Raw genomic sequence first — 20471 nt, forward strand, 5'->3', positions numbered from 1 at the left:
AAACCAACCACGTTTCGAAGGGAGTTTTATTTTAATGGATAAATTACAATCAAAGGTCAGAGTAGCTCTGGTGGGCTGCGGAAGTTTTATCCGCGCCATGCATGTCCCGATTTTAAAGGCGAACCCAAAGTATGAGATTCGCGCGACCATGGACATCAGTGAGACCGCCGCTATGGATACCGCAAAAGAAACCGGGGCGGCTTATTTCACCACCGATATCGATAAGATTTTGTCCGATGATCAGGTTGACGCGGTCTTTATCGGCACACGACACGACACCCATGCGGCGCTGACCGTCAAAGCGGCTAACGCGGGCAAACATGTGCTGTGCGAAAAACCGATGGGCCTGAACCGCGAGGAATGCCGCGCCGTCGTCGAAGCTGTACGCAAAGCGGGCGTCAAATATACGGTTGGCTATAATCGCGGCATGGCGCCGATGATCGTCGCCGCGCGCGATCTGCTTAAGGATAACGAACATAAGAAAATGATATATCATCGCATTCAGGCACCATTCCCCGCGGACGTTTGGACGCATGACCCCAAGGTGGGCGGCGGGCGTTTTGTCGGCGAGGGCTGCCATATTTTCGATCTGCTCTGCGAGATCGTCGGCAAGCCGCCGGTGAGCGTCTATGCGTCGGGCGGCACTTTCCTAGACCCCGAAAAAGTCAGAATCCCCGACAGCGCCATCGTCACAATCACTTTCACAGACGGCTCGGTCGGCACAACGCTGATCACCAGCGCGGGCTGCTCAGCCTTCCCGAAAGAGTCCACGGAAATTTATTGCGACGGCAAGGCCATCTGGGTCAACGACTTCACCTCGATGGAATATTACGGTTTCGAAGGTCACGCCAAGACCACGCTGGCTTTTGATAAAGTCGACAAGGGACATGCGTCCGAGATCGACCAGTTCGCCGATGCGATTTTGCTCGGAAAAGACAGCCCGAACGGCCTCACCAAAGCGGCGCGCGCGGCGGTGCTGAGCTATATGGTCAACGAATCGGTCGCAAGCGGCAAGCCGGTTGCGATCTGCGAAAAGGACTATATCTTTTAAATGAATATCGCACTTGTTTTTGATCCCAAAAAGGTTCCCAAGCTCTTTTCAGCCGAGGCCATCGCTCGGTTGGAAGCGCTCGGAGCTATGACATATCACGCGGATTCGTCCGATGTGGCTAATGCGGATGTCATCATCACCTCGTGGGGCAGCCCGGCGATTGATAAAGAGATTTTAGATCGCTGCCCGAACCTGCGGTTGGTGGCACACGCCGCCGGAAGCGTCAAATCGGTTGTGACCGAAGAGCTTTGGGCGTGCGGTGTCCGGGTGACCAATTCGGCAAAGATGCTCGGGATGGGCGTTGCCGAGACCGCGCTGGGGTTCACCATCTGTGCGGCGAAAAATATCTTTGCACTCAATTCCGGGATTCACGGCGGCGGATGGGATGAGGGCAGGGAAAATGTGCGCGAACTCTATACCCTCACGGTCGGCGTTTTGGGCTCAGGTTGGGCGGGCGGGCATTACATCAAACTGCTGCAAAACTTCAATGTGCGCGTGCTATGCTATGACCCGTATTTGAGCGCGGAAAAAGCGGCTTCACTGGGTTGCGAAAGAGCGACGCTCGAAGAAGTTTTAAAAAACAGCGACGTCGTCTCGATTCACGCCCCGGCGATTGAGGCGACAAACCATATGATCAACGCCGACACGCTGAAGCTGATGAAAAAGGACGCGGTGCTCATCAATACGGCGCGCGGAACCATCATCGACGAGAAAGCGCTGTATGAACATCTTCTGGCGGGCAATCTGCGCTACGCATGCCTCGATGTCTTCGACCCGGAGCCTCCCGAGGCCGACAATCCCCTGCGGAAATTGCCGAATTGCATACTCACCCCTCATTTGGCGGGACTTGTCACGAACGGCTTACAACGGATCGGAATGCATGTCACCGAGGAAATCGGGCGGTTTTGCCGCAACGAAAAAATGGAATGCGAAGTGCTGAAAAAGAATCTTGAAACAATGGCGTAAAATTTATTTATATCATTATCATCTTTGAAAGGGTGGTCATTTTATGGTCAGAATCGGTGTTGTAAATATCGACGTCTCACATCCGAAGGCGTTTTCGGAGTATTTGAAAAAAGAGAACCGCGCACGCTATGTCGCGGTGTATAACGACGGTTTCCGCGGCGACGACGAGGTCGAGGGATTCATCAAAAATTACGGGCTCGAAAAGCGGTGCAAATCGGTCGAGGAACTCGCCGATACCGTGGATATCGGCTTTATTCAGGGCTGCAACTGGGATAAACACCTCGGCTACGCGATGCCCTTTATCGAGCGTAAAAAGCCGGTCTTTATCGACAAACCGATGGTCGGCAACCTCGCCGACTGCCGCAAAGTCGAACAGCTGGTCAAAAACGGCGCGGTGATTTTGGGCAGCTCGTCAGTGCGTTATGCCGAGGAGATTCAGGCGTTTTTGAGCATCCCCGAATCCGAGCGCGGCAAGATCGTCACGGTGTTCGGCACCTCCGGTATGGACGAGTTCAACTACGCCATCCATGTCGTCGAAGCCATCGGTGGAATCATGGGTACCGGAGCGGTCTCGACCCGGTATGCGGGGCGCGCAGACGTCGACGGACAGGCCTGCGAGACCTTTGTGATCAAATTCGCAAACGGCGCGACGGGCGTATATAATGCCTATTTGGGCGTTTGGCAGCCCTTTGATATGGTGGTCATGACCACCAAATCGACCTACCATTTTCGCATTGAAGCGGGCAAGGTTTACGGCCAGCTGCTCGACCGTATCTGTGACTATATGGAGACCGGGAAAAACCGGTTGGCTCCGGTTACGACGATCACCGAATCGATCCGCGTGATGTTAGCCGGACGCATTTCCCGCGCACAGGACGGAAAAGAGATCAAAATCGCCGACATCCCCGAAAACGATCCGGGTTTTGACGGCACCGAATTTGCACGCGGATATGCCAAAGCCGCAAGCAAGATTTATTTATAAGTTATGATTCAGATTAAGCGCGCCGACTGCAATTTCGAACGGGAGCCGTTGGTTGCGCCGTTCGGATTCAAGGGCGGTTATGTCAACGAAATTTGGCAGGCGGCGGCACGGCTCGAAAGCGAATCGGGGCAGAGCGGTGTCGGGCTTGCGATTCAGAGCATCCTGTGGTCGGACGCGGCGGTGTTTGCCGCCAATCTGCCGACCGCGGGCAACGCGCTGATGTACCTGATGACCGCGTTTGCGTTGCAAAAAGCCAAAAAGATCTCGTTCGAGACCCCGACGGATCTGCTCGAAAAGCTCTATCCGCTGACACTCGAATACGGCAAAAAAGTCACGGGCAACCCGAATCTTCGCCCGACTTTTGCGCTGAATGCGCTGGTCGCGGTGGACAACGCCGCGTGGCTTCTGTATGCCCGCGAAAAGGGGATTACGAATTTCGACGACCTGGTCCCGGACGACGTCAAACCCGCGCTCACGACAAGGCACGAAAAGCTCTCCGCAATCCCGCTGATCACCTACGGCATCTCGATGTCCGATGTGGTTAAGACGCTCGACGAGGGGTGCTTCTTCCTCAAGGTCAAGATCGGCTCCGACCCCGAGAAGAACGGAGACCTCAACAAGATGGTCGAGTGGGATAAAAAGCGGCTTTCGGACATTCACGAGGCGGCCAAAAACCGCACGACGCCCTACACCGCTGACGGTAAAATCCCGTATTACCTTGACGCCAACGGGCGGTATGATAACAAAGACCGCTTGCTCCGGCTGCTCGACCACGCCGATAAAATCGGCGCTCTGGAGCGGATTATGCTGCTTGAAGAGCCGTTCCCCGAGGACTATTTGGCCGATGTGAGTGATATTCCGGTGCGGCTTGCGGCGGACGAGAGCGCACATTCCGATGTGGATGCAAAAGAGCGCATTGATCTCGGGTACAAGGCCATCGCTTTGAAACCGATCGCCAAGACCCTGAGCATGAGTTTTAAGATTTTAAAGATCACCTATGAGCGCAAGATTCCGTGTTTCTGCGCCGATTTGACTGTCAGCCCCGTGATGATCGATTGGAACAAAAATATCGCGTCGCGTTTGGTTCCGCTGCCCGGTATGAACATCGGCGTGCTCGAGACCAACGGACATCAAAATTACACCCGCTGGGAGACGTTGAAGTCCTTCCATCCGTGCGCAGGCGCACCGTGGACGGAGGTCAAAGGCGGCACGTTCACACTCAATAAGGACTTTTACGACCGCAGCGGCGGCATTTTCCTGAGAAGCGAGCACTACGAGAATTTAGTGAAATAAAGAGGTGAATTCGCATGGCCAATTACGTGAAAATCAGCGCGATCGGCCCAGCAAGGCGGGAAGTGGACCGGAACATGGAAATAAACCGGTGCGTCCAAGACATGATGGATTACTGGGACGGGCTGCTTTCGGATGTTTTAGTTGAAAAGCCCGATCTGATCGTGCTGCCCGAGGCCTGCGACCAGCCCTGCAACCTGACGCCTGAGCGTCGCATGGCCTATTTCGAGGCAAGAGGCGACCGTTTCCGCGACCGCTTTATGAAAATCGCACGCGAAAACCGGTGCAATATCGCCTATTGCGCTTATCGCACCCTGCCCGACAGCACGATGCGCAACTCCCTCCAGTTTATCAACCGCAACGGCGGCATCGACGGCATCTATGATAAAAATTATCTGGTGATCGGGGAGCATACCGAGGAAAAGATCGCATACGGGCGTGAAATTGCGGTGGTGAACACCGATTTCGGTACGGTCGGTGGGATCATCTGCTTTGACTTGAACTATGACGAACTGCGTTTGCGGTATCAAAAAAACCCGCCCGAATTGATGGTATTTTCATCGATGTACCACGGCGGAATGATGCAGAACGTCTGGGCATATTCCTGCCGGTCGTATCTGGTCAGCGCCATCGCGGGGCCGCCCTGTCAGATCATCTCGCCGCAGGGCGTTGCGATTGCCGCCTCGACCAATTACACCAACCACGTCACCGCAACGATCAATTTGGATTACGCGCTTGCGCATATGGATGATAACCTTGGCAAACTGCACGCGCTCAAGCAGAAGTACGGCCCCAAGGTCACAATCTTTGACCCGGGGTATCTCGGGAGCGTGCTGATCACCAGCGAGACCGACGAGCGCTCCGCTGCCGACATGGTAGCGGAGTTCGAAATCGAACTGCTCGATGACTATTTCGCCCGTTCGACCAAAGCAAGAGAGGAATCGTTACGGAAGAAAAAGTAAAACGGTCTTTATAAAAATTGGAGCCGGTTTCCTTTCGAAAACCGGCTCTCATATTGTAATATAGGGCGGAATGAGGGCATCCCGCCCTACTTATCGCTTATATAATGATCTTTATTTTACGGCTGCATGGCGCCGAACAGGACCAGCCAGGCCAAAACGGACTTTGCTGCCAAGCTGAGAACGATGTAGATGCGCTCGCCGTGCAGATAATCCACCCACTTGCCGACGCGTTTATACTGTAAAATCATATTGATCGGGAAGGTGTTGAACGCCACGAAATAAGTGCCGACAATCGCCCAGACAAACCACGGAACCATGTCGTAATTGCCGGTTCCGGTCATGTACAGAATGATCACAACCCACGGCGCGATACCGGCGATCGAGCCCCAGACAAACGGACCCCAGTTGACCTTTTTCTTCTCCGCACCGGCGTTCAGCTGCTCCATCACGAGGCCGAACAGATTCATGGTAGCGTTGACAACGAAAATCAGAATCAAAGTGGCGATGTCGTAGATGCCGAACAGGGTGCTGATGAGCACGATCATAATCGACGAGCTCAGGGCGTATTCGAACCAGCGGAATTTGTTGATGCCTTTTTGCAGATCGCTGACATAAGTCTTGCCATTCAGGACGATGAGGGCGTGGGCGGCCGCCGAGATCAGCAAAAACACGGCGACCAGAATACCGAAGGGCAATTTGAAAAGCTCCCTGCTCGCCGATTCGAGCGACTGCGTGGCGGGGTTATAGGTGAGGTAATTCTGTGTAATTACCGGTTGAAACTCGGCGATTTTTTGAATCACATTCGTGGCGAGAAACAGCATAGCGATACCCTGAACCAGATGAAACGCACCCATAATCAGGTTGAAGCGTTTGAGTTTTGTAAACGTGTTTTCCATTTAGACGGCCTCCTTTAACGGTTTTATGGCTTGATTTTAATAGGAAAAACACATTTTATCCGTGATTTTATCACAATATGGAAAGGATTTTAGCAAAAATAAAAGCGCCTAACGACGCTTTTTTATTGATTTTTCTTTTCGAGCACCCTCCATAAAGGGAAATTTATTGAATCTGTTTTTCAAGAGCAGTAATACGCTTAAGCCAAGAAGCTGCCGAGGCGTCAGAGGGCATTCTCCAGTCGCCGCGCGGGGACAGGGAGACGCTGCCCACTTTGACCCCGTCGGGCAGGCAGCTTCGTTTATACTGCTGCGCAAAGAACCGCGTGTAGAAAACCCGCAGCCACTTTAAAATGGTCTTGTTGTCAAACTCGCCCCTGAACGCTAATGCGGCCAGATAAAAAATCTTTTCGGGTTCGAAACCGAAGCGCATGACATAGTAAAGGAAGAAATCATGCAGCGCATAAGGGCCGACGATGTCCTCGGTCTGCTGTGCGATTTTGCCGTCTGCATTGGGCGGGAGCAGTTCTGGGCTGATCGGCGTGTCAAGAATGTCACGGAGCACTTCGGTGCTTTTTTCAAAGATGTTATATTGGATAATGCCATCGATCATCCATCGAATCAGCGTCTTCGGAATACTGCCGTTGACATTGTACATGCTCATATGGTCGGCATTGTAGGTACACCAGCCGAGTGCGAGCTCGCTGAGGTCACCGGTTCCGACGACAAGCCCTCCGACTTCGCCGGCGTAATCCATCAACACCTGGGTGCGCTCGCGGGCCTGCGTGTTTTCAAAGGTGAGGTCGTGCTTGTTGATATCGTGGCCGATACTTTGATAGTGCAGCTCGCAGGCCTGCTTGATGTCGATCTCTTTGCTTGTGACGCCGAGGGTCTTCATCAGTTCAAGCGAGTTTTGATAGGTGCGGTCCGAAGTGCCGAAACAGGGCATGGTAATGCCGATTACATCCGTCAGCGGGCGTTTTAATTCCCGCATGACCTCGGCGCTGACCAGCAGGGCAAGCGTGGAATCGAGCCCGCCGGAGACGCCGACGACGGCCTTGCCCTTGGTATGCTCAAGGCGCTTTTTCAGCCCCGCGACCTGCATTCGGAAGATGTTCAGACAGCGTTCGAGGCGATCTTTTTGGGTGGGTGGGACAAACGGCAGTTTGCGCAGGGGATATAAGGTGCCGTCGCCGTGGAAGTCACTTTTTGAATCTGTAATATCAATAGTGCGAACAGGTTCGCTGACCCCGTAGAGGTCGACGCTGTCTTTGAAGCTCTTGTTTTTCATGCGGTCTGCGCGGATTCTGCCGAGGTCGATGTCCGAAACAAGTAAATAATCGGTGTCGATCAGCTGCTCATTTTCGCGGAGCAGCGCGCCGTTTTCCGCGATCAGCGAATGACCCGAATAGATCAGATCGGTGGTTGACTCGGTGCCTCCCGCGGAACAGTAGACATAACCGCAGAGGGTGCGGCCCGACTGCTGCTTGACGAGATCACGGCGGTATTCTCTCTTGGCGATGATCTCGTTGCTGCAGGAGATATTCACAATCAATTCCGCGCCTCCGAGCGCTAAAAACGTGCTCGGCGGGATCGGCACCCAGAGGTCTTCGCAGATCTCGACGCCTATACGGAGGCGGTTATTCAAATTGAAAACGAGGCCTCTTCCGATGGGGATGTCGTAGATCTCGGAGATACCAAATAGCGAAGAGGACAAAACTTTTTCTTTGAGGTCGCAGGAAGTCGAAAACCATCTGCGCTCGTAAAATTCGCTGTAGTTGGGCATAAAGGTCTTCGGCACAATCCCTTCGATCCTGCCATGATTGATCACAATCGCGCAGTTATAGAGCTGATTTTGAACGGTGACCGGCATTCCGACCACGGTAATAAAATCCCAAGAACGCGACGCCTCGAGAAGTTTAATAAGCGCTTTATTCGCTTCGTCGAGCAGCGTTTTTTGAAAGAACAGATCAGCGCAGGTATACCCGGAGATGCAGAGTTCCGGGAACACCAACAGATCGGCTTTTGCCTCCTGGGCCTGTTTGGCTTTATTTAAAATTTGAGACAGGTTATATTCGACATCGCCCACGCCGACATTCGGGACGGCGCTCGCGGCTCGGATAAAATCAAACATAGCACGACCATCCTTTGCAGAAAGATTCGTTTGAGATGGTATAGTGAAGCCACTAAAAAATCAAATACGAGAATAAGCGGTAAGTGGCTTCACATTGGGTAAAACCACTTTAATTTTGCCTTGAATTAAAAGTGGTTTTACTATAATTCGGCTGGCGGAAGAGAGTTTTTATCCCGCCTGATTCATTATACCATATTATTGCATAAATTACACCTAGGCAAATCTACTGCATTATGTAGGTGCTGTCCATTCTTTTTCAGGGCCGGGCGTACATCCTTTTAACGGCGTCTCGGATCTCCTGATAACTTGTGCAGCGACAGAGGTTGGACTGAAGCCAGTCTTCAATGACGATTTCATCGGGCAATATCGGTTTTTGCGTTTTGAGCGCATAGCAGACCATTAAAAAGCCCGAGGTGCAGTAGCCGCACTGGAAAGCATCGGCGTCAATAAAGGCCTTTTGAATCGCGGCAGTGCCGCCGAGACCTTCGACCGTCAAAATCTCGTGCCCCTCCGCTTCGACCGCGAGCAGCAGGCATGATTTATTCGGCCAGCCGTCGACCATCACAGTGCAGGCCCCGCAATCGCCGTTCAGGCAGCCCGGTTTTGCAGCGGTCAATCCAAGCTGTTCCCGCAGTACGTCGAGCAGGATGTCCGACGGGCGCACCATAACTTCGTGCGTTTCTCCGTTGATGTTTAAAGATACCACAACCTTGCCCTCATATCGAACCATTTTCCCATTCCTCCAACAATGTTTTCAAAGAGTTTTTAAAAACAAAAAGACGGTATTCGCCTGAACCCTCCGGATCGCTGTACGGAGGTTCCGGTAATAATCCGGCGGCCTCTTCCGCGCGAACGGCGCAGGGCTTTCTGTGGTCATTCAGGACGGTCTCAATCTCTGTGCTTCGAAACGGATGAGAGCAGACCCCCGAAAACGCGGTACGGAGTTTGCTGCCCTTCCAAAGCGCGGCGACGGTGACGAGCGGATAATCGATTTTCTCATTCGCGGATTTTTTTTGATGGGCATGACGTGCGATCAGTGCCCAGAGCGGAATTTGAACCCGCATGACAAATTCGTCCGGACAGCGCTCCAGGCGTCCGTGAAACACATTGCGAAACGGTGCGACGCGTTTTCCCTTCGGACCGAAAAAGATGATTTGGGCTTCGGAGAGCATCAGGGGCAGCGAGGTCTCCCGATAGATGATCGTGCCGCAAAGATTTCCGCCGAGCGTGATCCGGCACTGGTTGGTATGGTCGGCGATTCTGCCGCCGGCCAAACGCATCAGCGGAAACAAATTGGATTCGCTGATTTGACTCAGCGTACAGGCCGAGCCGATATACAGATATTCGTCGTCTTTAGATAACACACGGCACTCGGGGATATTTTTGATGTCGATCACGGCGTCCGGGCGAATCGCTCCTGCCCGGCTCATTGAAATGATCTCGCTGCCGCCTCCGTAATAAAGCGGGATTTTTCCTTCCGCCGCAAGAGACGAATAGATGTCCGCGGCTTCCTTGAGGGTATCGGGACGGCAATATATAAAATTAAACGGAATCATGGGTTTAATCTCCTTCCGGCGTTCGCCAAACGTTCTCGGGTGTGAGCGGAAGGGTGACCAATTGCCGCCCGAACGCGGCGGATAGAGCGTTTCCGAGAGCTGCGGGAATTCCGAGAATCCCATGCTCGGCGAAACTGCGCACGCCGTAGGGCGAATAGCTCTCCGGCGTCTCGACAAATCCGACGCGGTAATCGGGCTCTTGCCCGATATGCAGCAGTTTATAAGTCCGCAGGTTCGGCAGTTTCGGGACACCGTTTTGGTCATAGAAGAAAACCTCACGGCTCGATAAACTGATACCCATCGACATCCCCCCTGCGATCACAGCGCGCATCGATTCGGGGTTGATGACCTTACCGACATCAATCACGGTCGAGGCGTTGATGATCCGATAAGTCAATGTGGAAAGATCCGCTTCAACTTCGACAACCTGCGCGCCGACCGTCCATTCGGGCCCGGTTTTGCCTTTCCCGGTCAGCGGGTCAAGCGTACAAAGCCCTTTTAGTATATAGCCGCCCCGACCGATGGCCGGCTCCCCGAGGGACTGCCCGGAATCGGATTTATAACCCTGCACGATATCCTTAAAAGCGATGAATTGTTCGGGATTCTTTTTGGAGAAGACGCGGCCGTTCTCAACCTCGATTTCCTCCGGCGGACAATTCAAAACACTCGAGCCGTTACTGCGCAGTTGATTGACCAAGTCGTCGGCGGCGCGCATCACGGCATGTCCGGCCATGAATTCGGTCAAACTCGCGACCGATTTCCAGTGCTCGGGGGCGGCACGGGTATCGACGGAGTAGACGATATGCACCTGATCCGGACTCATCTTCAGTTTTTCCGCCAGCATCTGTGCCAGATGGGTCTGGCTGTTGGAACCCATCTCGACGACGCCGGTGTGCAGATTGAGCGAGCCGTCGGGATTAAAAGTGATCAGCGCCCCCGAAATCGCATCGGTCGGCGGATTCTCGGTTTTCCAAAAACAAGAGATTCCCTTTGCGCGTACAGTGTTTTCTTTGATGGTCACCGGTCTGCCGCCGTTCCAATTCGACAACGAGCGGATGTCATAGAGGCATTTGGTCAGATTGCCGGTGAGATCGTTTGTGCATAAAACCTGCGAAGGAGTCAGGCAGTCGGGGCCGATGGCGTTTCTTAAACGGAATTCAAACGGATCGAGTGCGTATTTTTTTGCTAAAAGATCGAGTGTCCGCTCAATACAAAAAGTATAGGACTCATGTGAAAAACCACGGAAAGAGGTCACATAGGTGTGGTTGGTATAGACGCACAGTGAATCACACCAAAGGTTGTCGACTCGATAAGGGCCTGTGCAGTCCATTGCGATGGCTTTTGCCATATAGGGGGAGGTGTCGGTATAGGCACCGCAGTCGAGCCGGTAAGTCAGCTCTGCGGCTTGAATCAGTCCATCCTTATCTGCTCCGATTTTGATATCCGCTTCAAGTCCCATACGGCAGGGAGCAGAAGCCATATCCTGCTCTCTCGGAATCGAGAGACGCACCGGCTTTCCTCCGACGCTGCGTGAAGCAAGGAAAGCTAAAATTTCGAGCATGACCGGTGCTTTACCGCCGAATCCGCCGCCGATGAACGGCACATGGACCCGGATTTTTCCGGATTCGATTAAAAAGGTTTCGGATAGTTGCTTGCGGACGCTGTATGGCGCCTGTGAGGAAGTGGTAATCAAAACCTCGCCGTCTGCGGAGATCTCGGCACGTGCTGTGCGTACCTCCATCGCGAGATGGCCGGAGGGCGGCAGATAAAAACGCTGTTCGACAACGGATGTACAACCTTTGAACGCCTCTTCAACGTTTCCTTTGCGCATGCGGTAGCGGCTTGCGATATTGGTTCCGGGTTCGGGGTAGATATCGGTCAGCGTTTTCCTGTAACTGTCGTTATCATGAAGCAGCGGTGCACCCTGAGCAAGTGCCTGCGTCGGTGTCAGCACAATCGGAAGCGGCTGATAATTCACTTGAATCAGACGCACGGCCTGTTCTGCGGCGGGCTTGTCCTGCGCGATGACCATCGCGATCGGCTCACCCGCATACCGAACGACACCGCGCGCGAGAGCGGGGCGGTCTTCGGTCAACGGTCCGAACAGCAGCGGACAATCTTTTCCGATCAAAATCGTTTTGACTCCATTCACCTCAAGCGCCGCAGAAAGATCGATATGGTCGATTTTGGCGTGTGCGCAAGTGCTCATGAAGAGTCGTGCTTCGAGCAAGCCGGTTGTCGGCAGATCGTCGGTATATTTCGCCTTTCCCGTAACTTTATCCCAAGCATCCTTTCGCCGAATGCTCTCTCCGACAGCCATATTCAATCGCAGTCCCCCCTTTAAAAATTCATAAAAAGAAAACAAGGGCTGTGGATAATTTGCCCTTGTTTACATTAAATATCCAAATTTTTAATCGTTACGTTTTGCGCCTGATGAGGTTTACGATCAGAAGTAAAATAACCGCGCCGCCTGTCGCCACCAACAAGCTCCAAACATTGAAGCCCGTGATGCCTTTTCCGCCGACCAGGTTCATGACAAGACCGCCGATAAAACCGCCGATGATACCGACGATGATATTTGCCCAAGCACCCATTTTTCGGTTGTTTTTCGTGATCATACTCGCAATCCAACCTGCCAGCGCACCGATGATAATCCATCCGATAATGCCCACTTCTTCGCCTCCTTTCATGCCTTTTACAGGCAAAACCCTGTAAGAAACATTATATTATAGGCCATTTTCAATAAAATAACCGAAAAAGGTCTATTTCATGAAAAACAATAAAATTCTATTTTAATATCATTTGTAAAACGACGTTTGTGCAAAGAAGCAGCGCCGTAATACCGGCGTGCAAAATCACGGAAGTCCGATATTGCTTTTTTTCATTTATTTTTTCAATCCGGTTTTCCAGAAACTCAACCGGTTTTAATAGATAGGGTTTGAATTGATATCCAATAAAAATAATCGCGCTTGTGATTAGATTTTGGGCGACAAAGAACAGGATGAACTTATCGACGCTGCTGATGACCGAGACGTCCCGGATCCAGGCGGGTACGAGAAACAGCAGATACAGAATATAAAGCACACGCCAGCCGGTGTTTGTTGCAAGCGCCGCTATCGCTTTGACAAACGGGTTTTTGCGTTTTGCAAGGCGATTGACCGCAAATACCACCGCCGCCATCGCGAGCGCCTCGAATACAATCGAAACCGCCGGATTGATCACTTTATCAATTCTGCCCGGCAAAAACAAATTTAACAGTTTGATCGCCGCGCAGAGTAACCCTATAAAACAGATCGACGAAATTTTACCGGTTTTTCGGTAAACATTCGACATAAAAAAGCAGGCAGCGGGATACCAGATCAGCCAGCTGTAGTCGAATGAGACGGCGTGCAGCAAATAATCGGCCGTCGCTTCAAAGATACCCCATAAAGCGCCCCAAGATAAAATGGTTAAAAAAATGCCGTATTGTTCGGATTTGTTGTTTTTTTTCATTTGCTCAGCTCCCGTCTCGCATTCGCTGCAAGCATATGAATATAAGAACAGATTCATACCGAGCGAGACTCCGGATAAATTTTTCAAATCGTTACAGATTGCAATTTTCAATAAAATTCGATATAATTTCAGTCGGTTCTTTTTATTAAAGTAAGGAAAAGAGGATATAATGATTCAAAAAGACCGCCTGCTTACCCTGTTCGGGCAGCTTGTCTCAATCGACAGTCCCTCGTTTTATGAACGGGATGCGGCAGATTTTGTCAAGGCCAAACTGAGCGAGCTCAACATTGCGGTTCAGGAGGATAACGCCGGGGTAAAGTCAAACGGGAACTGCGGAAATTTGTATGCCTGCATCGAAGGGACGTTAAAACTCCCGCCGTTATTATTTTGCGCTCATCTCGACACAGTCGAGCCTTCGCACGGAAAAAAGGCAGTGAGCGGTAAAAACGGTATCATTACTTCGGACGGGACTACCATTCTCGGCGCCGACGATTTTGCCGGAGTCGCCGCAATTTGCGAAGCGCTTTTTGCGCTCAAAGAAGCCGGGATACCGCATCGCCCGCTCGAGCTGCTGTTCACGGTTTCGGAGGAAAAATACAGCGTCGGCGTAAAATTGTTCGACTTTTCAAAAATCAAGAGTCGGGAGGCCTATGTTTTCGACCTCTCGGGTCCGGTCGGCGATGCGGCTTACGAAGCTCCGACGATCTTGTCGTTCAAAGCGAAATTTATCGGGCGTGCCGCTCACGCGGGATTTGTACCCCAAGAGGGCATTCATGCGATTAAAGCGGCGGCAGAGGCGATTTCAAAGATTCGATGCGGCAAGTACGACGGAATGACCGTGAATATCGGAACAATTTCCGGTGGAACGGCAACGAATATCATACCCGACAGCTGCGTGATCACGGGAGAAATTCGAAGCAATTCGGACGAAAATGCTCATCAAAAATTGGATGAAATCTCAAAGACAATCCGGGATGCTGTTGTGATGGCCGGCGCGGCGGTCGAATTGGAAAGTACCGTACATATCACTGCTTTTAAAACTGAGCTTTCGCATTCCGCTGTCAAAAGGTTCGAAAACGCCTGCAGACAGTTGCATCTCCAATCGAATTTATGCTCTACTTTTGGCGGAAGCGACCTCAACACGCTCACTTTACACGGAATAAACGGCATCGTGCTTGCAACCGCGATGAACAACTGCCATTCCTGTGCCGAATACACCAGCGAGCGGGAACTCTTGCGGATTACAGAACTCGCTTTCTCCTTAATGACGGCAAAGGATTGAGTACGGTGACAATAACTTTTCACAATTTTTTTAGGAGAATTTACAATGAAACAGACGAAACGAATCCTTGCACTCCTGCTGGCTTTATCAATGATTGTCTTTGCCGGATGCGGTTCGAAAACCATCGGAACCAGTTCGAAACCCTTCGCGAACAGTGACGGCATTAAAGAAAACGGATTTTGGGAAGGAATAAAAGCGCGCAAATATGTAAAATTGTGCGATTATTCGTCGATTACCATCCCGAGTGAAACCCGTGCGATTACCGGTAAGGCCGTTCAGTCAGAGATCGACGATATCCTCTCGGATTATGCCGTCGAAAATAAAGCGACAGACCGCGCTGTCGCGGACGGCGATTCCGTCAATATCGACTATGTCGGGAGCGTGGACGGCGTTGAATTTGACGGCGGAAGCACGAAAGGCACCGGAACGGACGTCGTCATCGGGAAGACAAATTACATCGACGATTTCCTGCAGCAGCTCATTGGGCACAAACCCGGTGAATCGTTTGACGTAAATGTGACATTTCCCGAAGATTACGGGGTTGAAAACCTCAACGGAAAAGACGCGGTTTTTGCCGTTACAATCAACTATATCACAGAGAGCTCCGTCCCGGAACTGACCGATGCGTTTGTCTCGGAACAATTGTCAGTTTCGCACGGATGGAAGACCGTGGCGGAAATGAAGGCGGATATATTAAACGATCTTCAGGAGGCTGCAATCACAAAATATATTCAGGATTACATTATCGGGAATTCCACAATAAAATCGCTTCCAAAGGCGATTTTAGAATATCAACAAAATTCAATGATGCTCTATTATCAAAATTATGCCAATCAATACGGGATGGAATTTGATGAGTTTCTGAAAACCTATGCGGGATATGCCACGAAAGAAGAATTACTTGAGAAAAATCTGGAAGACAATACGAAAAGCGCAAACTACAGCCTGGTGATGCAGGCCATTGCGGAAGATGCCGGCATCTCGGTAACCGCGGACGATGTCGCTCCTTATTTCCTTAAATATTTTAATACGGACGACTATTCCGAATATGAGACAAATTTCGGAATGCCTTATTTGATGCAGGTGGTATTGTATCAGAAAGTATTGGATTTTCTCAAGAGCAACGCGGTTTCGGCATAACAAATAATTTTTCTTTTAGTCACAATTGAGCCATAATTCATACCGATAATATAGTAAAGCCACTTGAAATCCGACAAGTGAATCAGCGTTAAGTGGTTTTCACGCTCTATGAATTTCTTTCGTAACGAATGAACTTGGCGAAAGCAGGTGAATTGATGGTTTATCATATCCTAATTGTTGAAGATCAGCCCGAAATCAGCGGCATGGTCGCAAAATACCTTGAAATCGAGGGATATCGCGTACTTATCGCAAATGACGGATTTAAGGCGCTTGAACTCTTTAATAAGAATGAAATTCATCTTGCGCTGTTGGACATTATGATGCCCGGCATCGACGGTTTCGACGTACTTAATGAAATTCGTAAAATATCCGATATACCTGTGATCATGCTGACAGCCAGAACCGAGGAGATCGACCGGCTGAAGGGTTTTGACACGGGCGCGGACGACTATGTCGTCAAACCTTTCAGCGTCAAAGAGATCGTGAAACGAGTCAATGCGCTGATGAAGCGCACCTACCATAACACCGATGAAATCGTATTCAGATGCGATTCGCTGAGATTACACATAAAAAGCATGAAACTTTATCAGGGTGAGAAAGAGATTCCGATCACGGCGGCGGAATTTGAACTGCTTCGAGTGCTTTTTAAGAACAAAGGACAGGTGCTAACTCGCGAACAGCTAATTAACGCGGCGTTCGGATTCGAATATGAGGGTTATGACCGGAATATCGACAGTGCGATCAAGCGGCTCAGGCAGAAAATCGAGGACGATCCCGCGAACCCGAAAATTTTGCGTACCAAGTACGGCGCGGGTTATGTGTTGGGAGGTGCGTAAGGTGACCATCAGACGGCAGTGGCTATGGGTTCTGACCATCACGGCGGTTTTGGCCATATGCATCAATTCCTGGATTTCATCTTCGCTGATCAATAAATATTTCTTGTCCTACAACACCGCGAATTACAACAATCACATTAGCCAAATCGAACAACTCGCGGCAAGCGCTTTAAAAGACGGAGGCATTACAAATCAACAGCTCTCCGTGCAGCTTGAATCGCATTTGGACGACCCGATTGTCAGCATAAAACTCTATAATGCAGCCGGAATGCTTGTTGCGGAAGCTGCGAACATGCCGGGCAACGGGTATGGGATGGGAAACGGAATGGGCAACGGAATGCACTGGAATTCCGAAGAGGTTGACACCTACCGGATCATGGACGGCGGCACGGTTTTAGGCGTCCTCAACGTCACAAGATACAGTTCACTGAGAAATTCACAGGTCGCAGTACAATTTCAAGCCGCTCTGCTTCAAAACAGCGCTCTCTCTTTCGCAATTGTTCTGGCAGTGCTGATTATTATCGGAATTTTTGTCAGCCGGAGATTGAGCCGGGATTTGACAAACACGGCCTCCCAGGCACTCAGCATCGACATGGACGGAGACACGAGTTTTAAGCCGTCAAGAGTCCGGGAAATCAGAGTGATTCAGTCGAGCCTGGATACGCTCCGCGACCGGTTGAAAATCAAACAGATCAGCAGAAAAATGACTGTGGACGAGCTTGTCCATCAGACCAGAACACCGCTCACGATTTTACAGACCCATCTGGAGGGGCTTGAGGACGGCATTACGACGATGTCGGAAGACGAGATCAAAGTGTTTCGGTCACAGATTGACAACATTACATCTATCATATCAAATATGAGCATTCTGATCGACGCCGACAGACCTGTGCAGGAACTTCACCCCGAAGAAATCGATCTGCATGTGCTGCTCAGCCAAGTTATAAGCGGTTTAAAAGTGCAGTTCGATAAAAAGAAGATTGAGCTTCAAATGCCGAATACTCAGAAAGTTATCTTGAAAACCGATCCGTATAAACTGAGCCAATGTATTTATAATCTGATCACGAACGCCTATAAATTCATGGCTTCCGGCGGGATAGTTGAACTGTCTTATGAGACGGCTGACGCAAAGGTCTTGATACATGTGAAAGACACCGGTGTAGGAATTGCCGAAGAAGATTTGCCGCACCTGTTTGACGCCTATTTCAGAGGACATAACACTTCCGGGCGCAAAGGGGACGGACTAGGGCTATATATCGTGAAAGAGAATCTGGAGCAAATGGGCGGTTCGATCGGCGTCCGGTCAAAGCCGGGAGAAGGCAGCGAATTCACGATCACCCTTCCATTATAATTAATAACATACTTTAAACACCTCCGTCTATATGAGAACGGAGGTGTTTTTATTACCGTAAAAGATTTTTAAAATTATTTTTATGAGCATATTTCTGCCACAGTCGAATTTTATGATAGAGCCATAACCACCGAAGACGGTGGGAATTCAAGGAGGTAAACATATACCATGTTCAATTCTAAGATGAAAAAGATTCTTGCAGCCGGCGCTGCGGTTCTCGCATTATCGGCATTGTCCATTACCGCTTTTGCGGCATCCGCTTATAAAAGCCCCGCGGAAGCCGTTGCCGCGCTGACCGGAAAAACGGTTGAAAGCGTCGTCGACCAGCGGCAGGAGACCGGAGACACCTACTGCACGATCGCAAGCGAAGGAGGCGTTTTGGATGAATACAAAGCATCTGTGCTTCAAATGAAAAAAGATACTTTGAATGCGCGGGTCGCCGCAGGCACATTGACGCAAGAGAGAGCTGATGAGATTATAGCGGCCATTGAAAAAAATATGGCCGACTGTGATGGAACCTGTGACGGTAACGGCGGCGCAATGATGGGCCGGGGCTTCGGCGCTGGCAACGGCAACTGCGCAGGCAATGAGAGCGGGACCTGCACGGGTAACGGTACCGGGAACGGAACCTGCACGGGCAACGGCAACACTGACGGAACTTGCACAGGCAACGGTTTCGGCGGCGGGCGCGGCGGTCAGTGCGGAATGCGCGGGCAGAACGGTTCCTGCCTGACAGCAAACAATAACGGCTGATACTGTTCAACGAAACCCTTGAAATAACAAGCAAGCGGGCGTCGGAAGACGCCCGCTTGCTTTTTCGATGATTCAGATTTGCTTTTTGTCGAACATGAGGATTGAAAGAAAGATAAAAGACACTGTGAGGCCACCGGCGACGATCATTGCAGGATAAAAATCTGTCGGTAAAACCTGCCCGGAGATTAAACCCGTGTTCAGATTGGCGCAGCTGATGGGGTTATACTTATTCCAGGTCGGTATGATACTCATGAGCAAGGTAACTGCGATAAGGCAGAAGGTAAACAGCAATCCGCCGTAGTTTCCCTTGAATAAAATACCGCCCAAAATCAATTCCGTGATCAACAGCACGCCGTATACCCAGAGACCTGCCGCCGAAAGAAACAGGTTCTTAACATTATCCATGCTCCAGAAATACGCTGTATAACCATAAGTGATACCAAAGCAAAGAGCATAACATGCTGTCCAAATCAACGTTGCGGAGGTGAATTTGGACAGGATCACAACGGGCCTCGAAAGCCCTTTTGTCAGCATATTGACCAGGGTGCCTTTGCTGAATTCACCGGACATGATGCCGCCGAACACGAGCACGACGACGATCAGCCCCATTTGGGAGACGTTTTTGAAAAATTGTCCCCAGGAGTCCAGCGCCGAGGGCGTCGGAAGCGTGATGCTCATGCCCTCAGGCATCACCGAGCTCATGATATCCGGCAGAATTTTAGCTGTGACGGGGCTCATGATTCCGAACAGCAGAAACACAATCAGCAGAATTAACAGCTTATGCGTCCGTGAACTTTCCATGAGTTCTTTCTTTAAAAATGCTGTATACATTATTAAACCGCCTCCAAAAACAAGGTCTCGATGCTCGGCTCGAGAAGTTCGAATTTAATAGGACGCAGCCCTTTTTGTGAAAGGATGTCGATGGTGTCCTTTTGCGCGCGGGCGGCGTTTGCGGCCCTTAAAATCACCGTTGTGCCGTTTGTCTCGGTTTTGTTCAGATAGTCCGGCGTATCGATCGCCGAGAGGAAAACTTTCAGGTCATCCGGTGAACTGAATTCGATTAAAAGGCCGTCTTCGCGGTGCTGCTTTTTAATATCAGCGATGGTGCCGCAGAGCGCCAATTTACCGTTGTTAAGCAGGGCGATGCGGTCGCAAATGCGCTCCACGTCCGAGAGGATGTGGGTTGAAAACAGCACGGTGGTTTTGCCTGTGACCTGCTCCAAAATATCGAGTAATTCTTTTCGGCCGATGGGATCGAGCGCCGAGGTCGGCTCGTCACAGATGAGCAGTTTCGGCTCGTTGATCAATGCCTGCGCGATGCCGAGACGCTGTTTCATACCTCTCGAAAAGCCGCCGATTCGCTTGTTGGCCTTTTCAAGCCCGACCAAATGGATCAATTCCTCGCAGCGGCTTTTCAGAGTTTTGTGATCCAACCCCGTGATTTCGCCGCAGAGCGTCAAATATTCGATGGGTTTCATGTAGCCGTAGAACTCGGGCACGTCGGGCAGATAGCCGATAAAACGGTTGGTCCTGGTCTGACCGTACCGGACAGACTCGCCGTTGACGCGGATGGTTCCGCTGTCCGTCTTTAGTAACCCCAGAATCATCTTCATCGTCGTGGTTTTGCCCGCGCCGTTTTGGCCGATAAAGCCGAAGATGGATTTTTCGGGCACCTCAAAAGAGATATCATCGATGACCTTATTGTCGCCGAAGCTCTTTGAGACATGTTCAAGCGTTAAGATATTCATGAATCGGATTTTCCTTTCGTATTAAGGTTGAAGTT

Annotated in this window: 19 protein-coding genes; 10 read left to right on the forward strand and 9 right to left on the reverse strand. The window is 50.8% G+C overall.

The window, feature by feature from the left end:
• The first annotated feature begins 34 nt into the window (after nt 1–34).
• The 5 genes from PKH29_01775 to PKH29_01795 are packed head-to-tail and all read left to right on the forward strand — an operon-like array spanning nt 35 to nt 5251.
• Nucleotides 35–1051 (forward strand): Gfo/Idh/MocA family oxidoreductase, encoded by a 1017-nt coding sequence (locus PKH29_01775; protein ID HNX13567.1) that lies wholly within the window; start codon nt 35–37, stop codon nt 1049–1051.
• Nucleotides 1052–2017 (forward strand): hydroxyacid dehydrogenase, encoded by a 966-nt coding sequence (locus PKH29_01780; protein ID HNX13568.1) that lies wholly within the window; start codon nt 1052–1054, stop codon nt 2015–2017. It begins immediately after the preceding gene.
• 43 nt (nt 2018–2060) lie between these two features.
• Complete coding sequence (locus PKH29_01785; GenBank protein HNX13569.1) at nt 2061–2999, forward strand: Gfo/Idh/MocA family oxidoreductase; 939 nt, start codon at nt 2061–2063, stop codon at nt 2997–2999.
• A 3-nt stretch (nt 3000–3002) separates the two neighbouring features.
• Nucleotides 3003–4292: a hypothetical protein gene (locus PKH29_01790; protein ID HNX13570.1), complete on the forward strand. Its 1290-nt coding sequence runs from the start codon at nt 3003–3005 to the stop codon at nt 4290–4292.
• A gap of 14 nt (nt 4293–4306) precedes the next feature.
• Nucleotides 4307–5251: a nitrilase-related carbon-nitrogen hydrolase gene (locus PKH29_01795; GenBank protein HNX13571.1), complete on the forward strand. Its 945-nt coding sequence runs from the start codon at nt 4307–4309 to the stop codon at nt 5249–5251.
• A gap of 116 nt (nt 5252–5367) precedes the next feature.
• On the opposite strand, the gene heR is transcribed toward PKH29_01795, so the two are convergent.
• The 7 genes from heR to PKH29_01830 all read right to left on the reverse strand — a co-directional run bounded on the left by heR (nt 5368) and on the right by PKH29_01830 (nt 13326).
• Nucleotides 5368–6147, reverse strand: coding sequence for a heliorhodopsin HeR (gene heR / locus PKH29_01800; protein ID HNX13572.1), 780 nt, complete (start codon nt 6145–6147; stop codon nt 5368–5370).
• Nucleotides 6148–6310: 163 nt separating this feature from the next.
• Nucleotides 6311–8278, reverse strand: coding sequence for an NAD(+) synthase (locus tag PKH29_01805; protein ID HNX13573.1), 1968 nt, complete (start codon nt 8276–8278; stop codon nt 6311–6313).
• Between the two features lie 256 nt (nt 8279–8534).
• Complete coding sequence (locus PKH29_01810; protein HNX13574.1) at nt 8535–9008, reverse strand: (2Fe-2S)-binding protein; 474 nt, start codon at nt 9006–9008, stop codon at nt 8535–8537.
• Nucleotides 8995–9834, reverse strand: coding sequence for an FAD binding domain-containing protein (locus PKH29_01815; GenBank protein ID HNX13575.1), 840 nt, complete (start codon nt 9832–9834; stop codon nt 8995–8997). Before PKH29_01815 ends, PKH29_01810 begins: the two co-directional genes overlap by 14 nt.
• 4 nt (nt 9835–9838) lie before the next feature.
• Nucleotides 9839–12160 (reverse strand): xanthine dehydrogenase family protein molybdopterin-binding subunit, encoded by a 2322-nt coding sequence (locus PKH29_01820; GenBank protein ID HNX13576.1) that lies wholly within the window; start codon nt 12158–12160, stop codon nt 9839–9841.
• 91 nt (nt 12161–12251) lie between these two features.
• Complete coding sequence (locus tag PKH29_01825) at nt 12252–12506, reverse strand: GlsB/YeaQ/YmgE family stress response membrane protein (GenBank protein ID HNX13577.1); 255 nt, start codon at nt 12504–12506, stop codon at nt 12252–12254.
• A gap of 115 nt (nt 12507–12621) precedes the next feature.
• Nucleotides 12622–13326 (reverse strand): hypothetical protein, encoded by a 705-nt coding sequence (locus PKH29_01830; GenBank protein ID HNX13578.1) that lies wholly within the window; start codon nt 13324–13326, stop codon nt 12622–12624.
• A gap of 169 nt (nt 13327–13495) precedes the next feature.
• Here PKH29_01830 and PKH29_01835 point away from each other — a divergent pair, with 169 nt between their 5' ends.
• The 5 genes from PKH29_01835 (at nt 13496) to PKH29_01855 (ending at nt 18688) form a co-directional block, all read left to right on the forward strand.
• Entirely contained in the window at nt 13496–14608 is a 1113-nt protein-coding gene (locus tag PKH29_01835; GenBank protein ID HNX13579.1) for a M20/M25/M40 family metallo-hydrolase, read from the forward strand.
• Nucleotides 14609–14653: 45 nt separating this feature from the next.
• Nucleotides 14654–15748: an FKBP-type peptidyl-prolyl cis-trans isomerase gene (locus PKH29_01840; GenBank protein ID HNX13580.1), complete on the forward strand. Its 1095-nt coding sequence runs from the start codon at nt 14654–14656 to the stop codon at nt 15746–15748.
• Nucleotides 15749–15903: 155 nt separating this feature from the next.
• Entirely contained in the window at nt 15904–16584 is a 681-nt protein-coding gene (locus PKH29_01845; GenBank protein ID HNX13581.1) for a response regulator transcription factor, read from the forward strand.
• Between the two features lies 1 nt (nt 16585).
• Nucleotides 16586–17935 carry a HAMP domain-containing sensor histidine kinase gene (locus tag PKH29_01850; GenBank protein HNX13582.1) on the forward strand — a complete coding sequence of 450 codons (1350 nt, stop codon included), beginning with the start codon at nt 16586–16588 and terminating at the stop codon, nt 17933–17935.
• Nucleotides 17936–18103: 168 nt separating this feature from the next.
• Nucleotides 18104–18688, forward strand: a complete 585-nt coding sequence (locus PKH29_01855) for a DUF2680 domain-containing protein (GenBank protein ID HNX13583.1) — start codon at nt 18104–18106, stop codon at nt 18686–18688.
• Nucleotides 18689–18760: 72 nt separating this feature from the next.
• Here PKH29_01855 and PKH29_01860 read toward each other — a convergent pair whose 3' ends face one another.
• Nucleotides 18761–19519, reverse strand: coding sequence for an ABC transporter permease (locus tag PKH29_01860; protein HNX13584.1), 759 nt, complete (start codon nt 19517–19519; stop codon nt 18761–18763).
• A 2-nt stretch (nt 19520–19521) separates the two neighbouring features.
• Nucleotides 19522–20436, reverse strand: coding sequence for an ABC transporter ATP-binding protein (locus tag PKH29_01865; protein ID HNX13585.1), 915 nt, complete (start codon nt 20434–20436; stop codon nt 19522–19524).
• Nucleotides 20437–20471 lie beyond the last annotated feature (35 nt).

This window comes from Oscillospiraceae bacterium (assembly GCA_035353335.1).
Lineage (GTDB): Bacteria > Bacillota > Clostridia > Oscillospirales > JAKOTC01 > DAOPZJ01.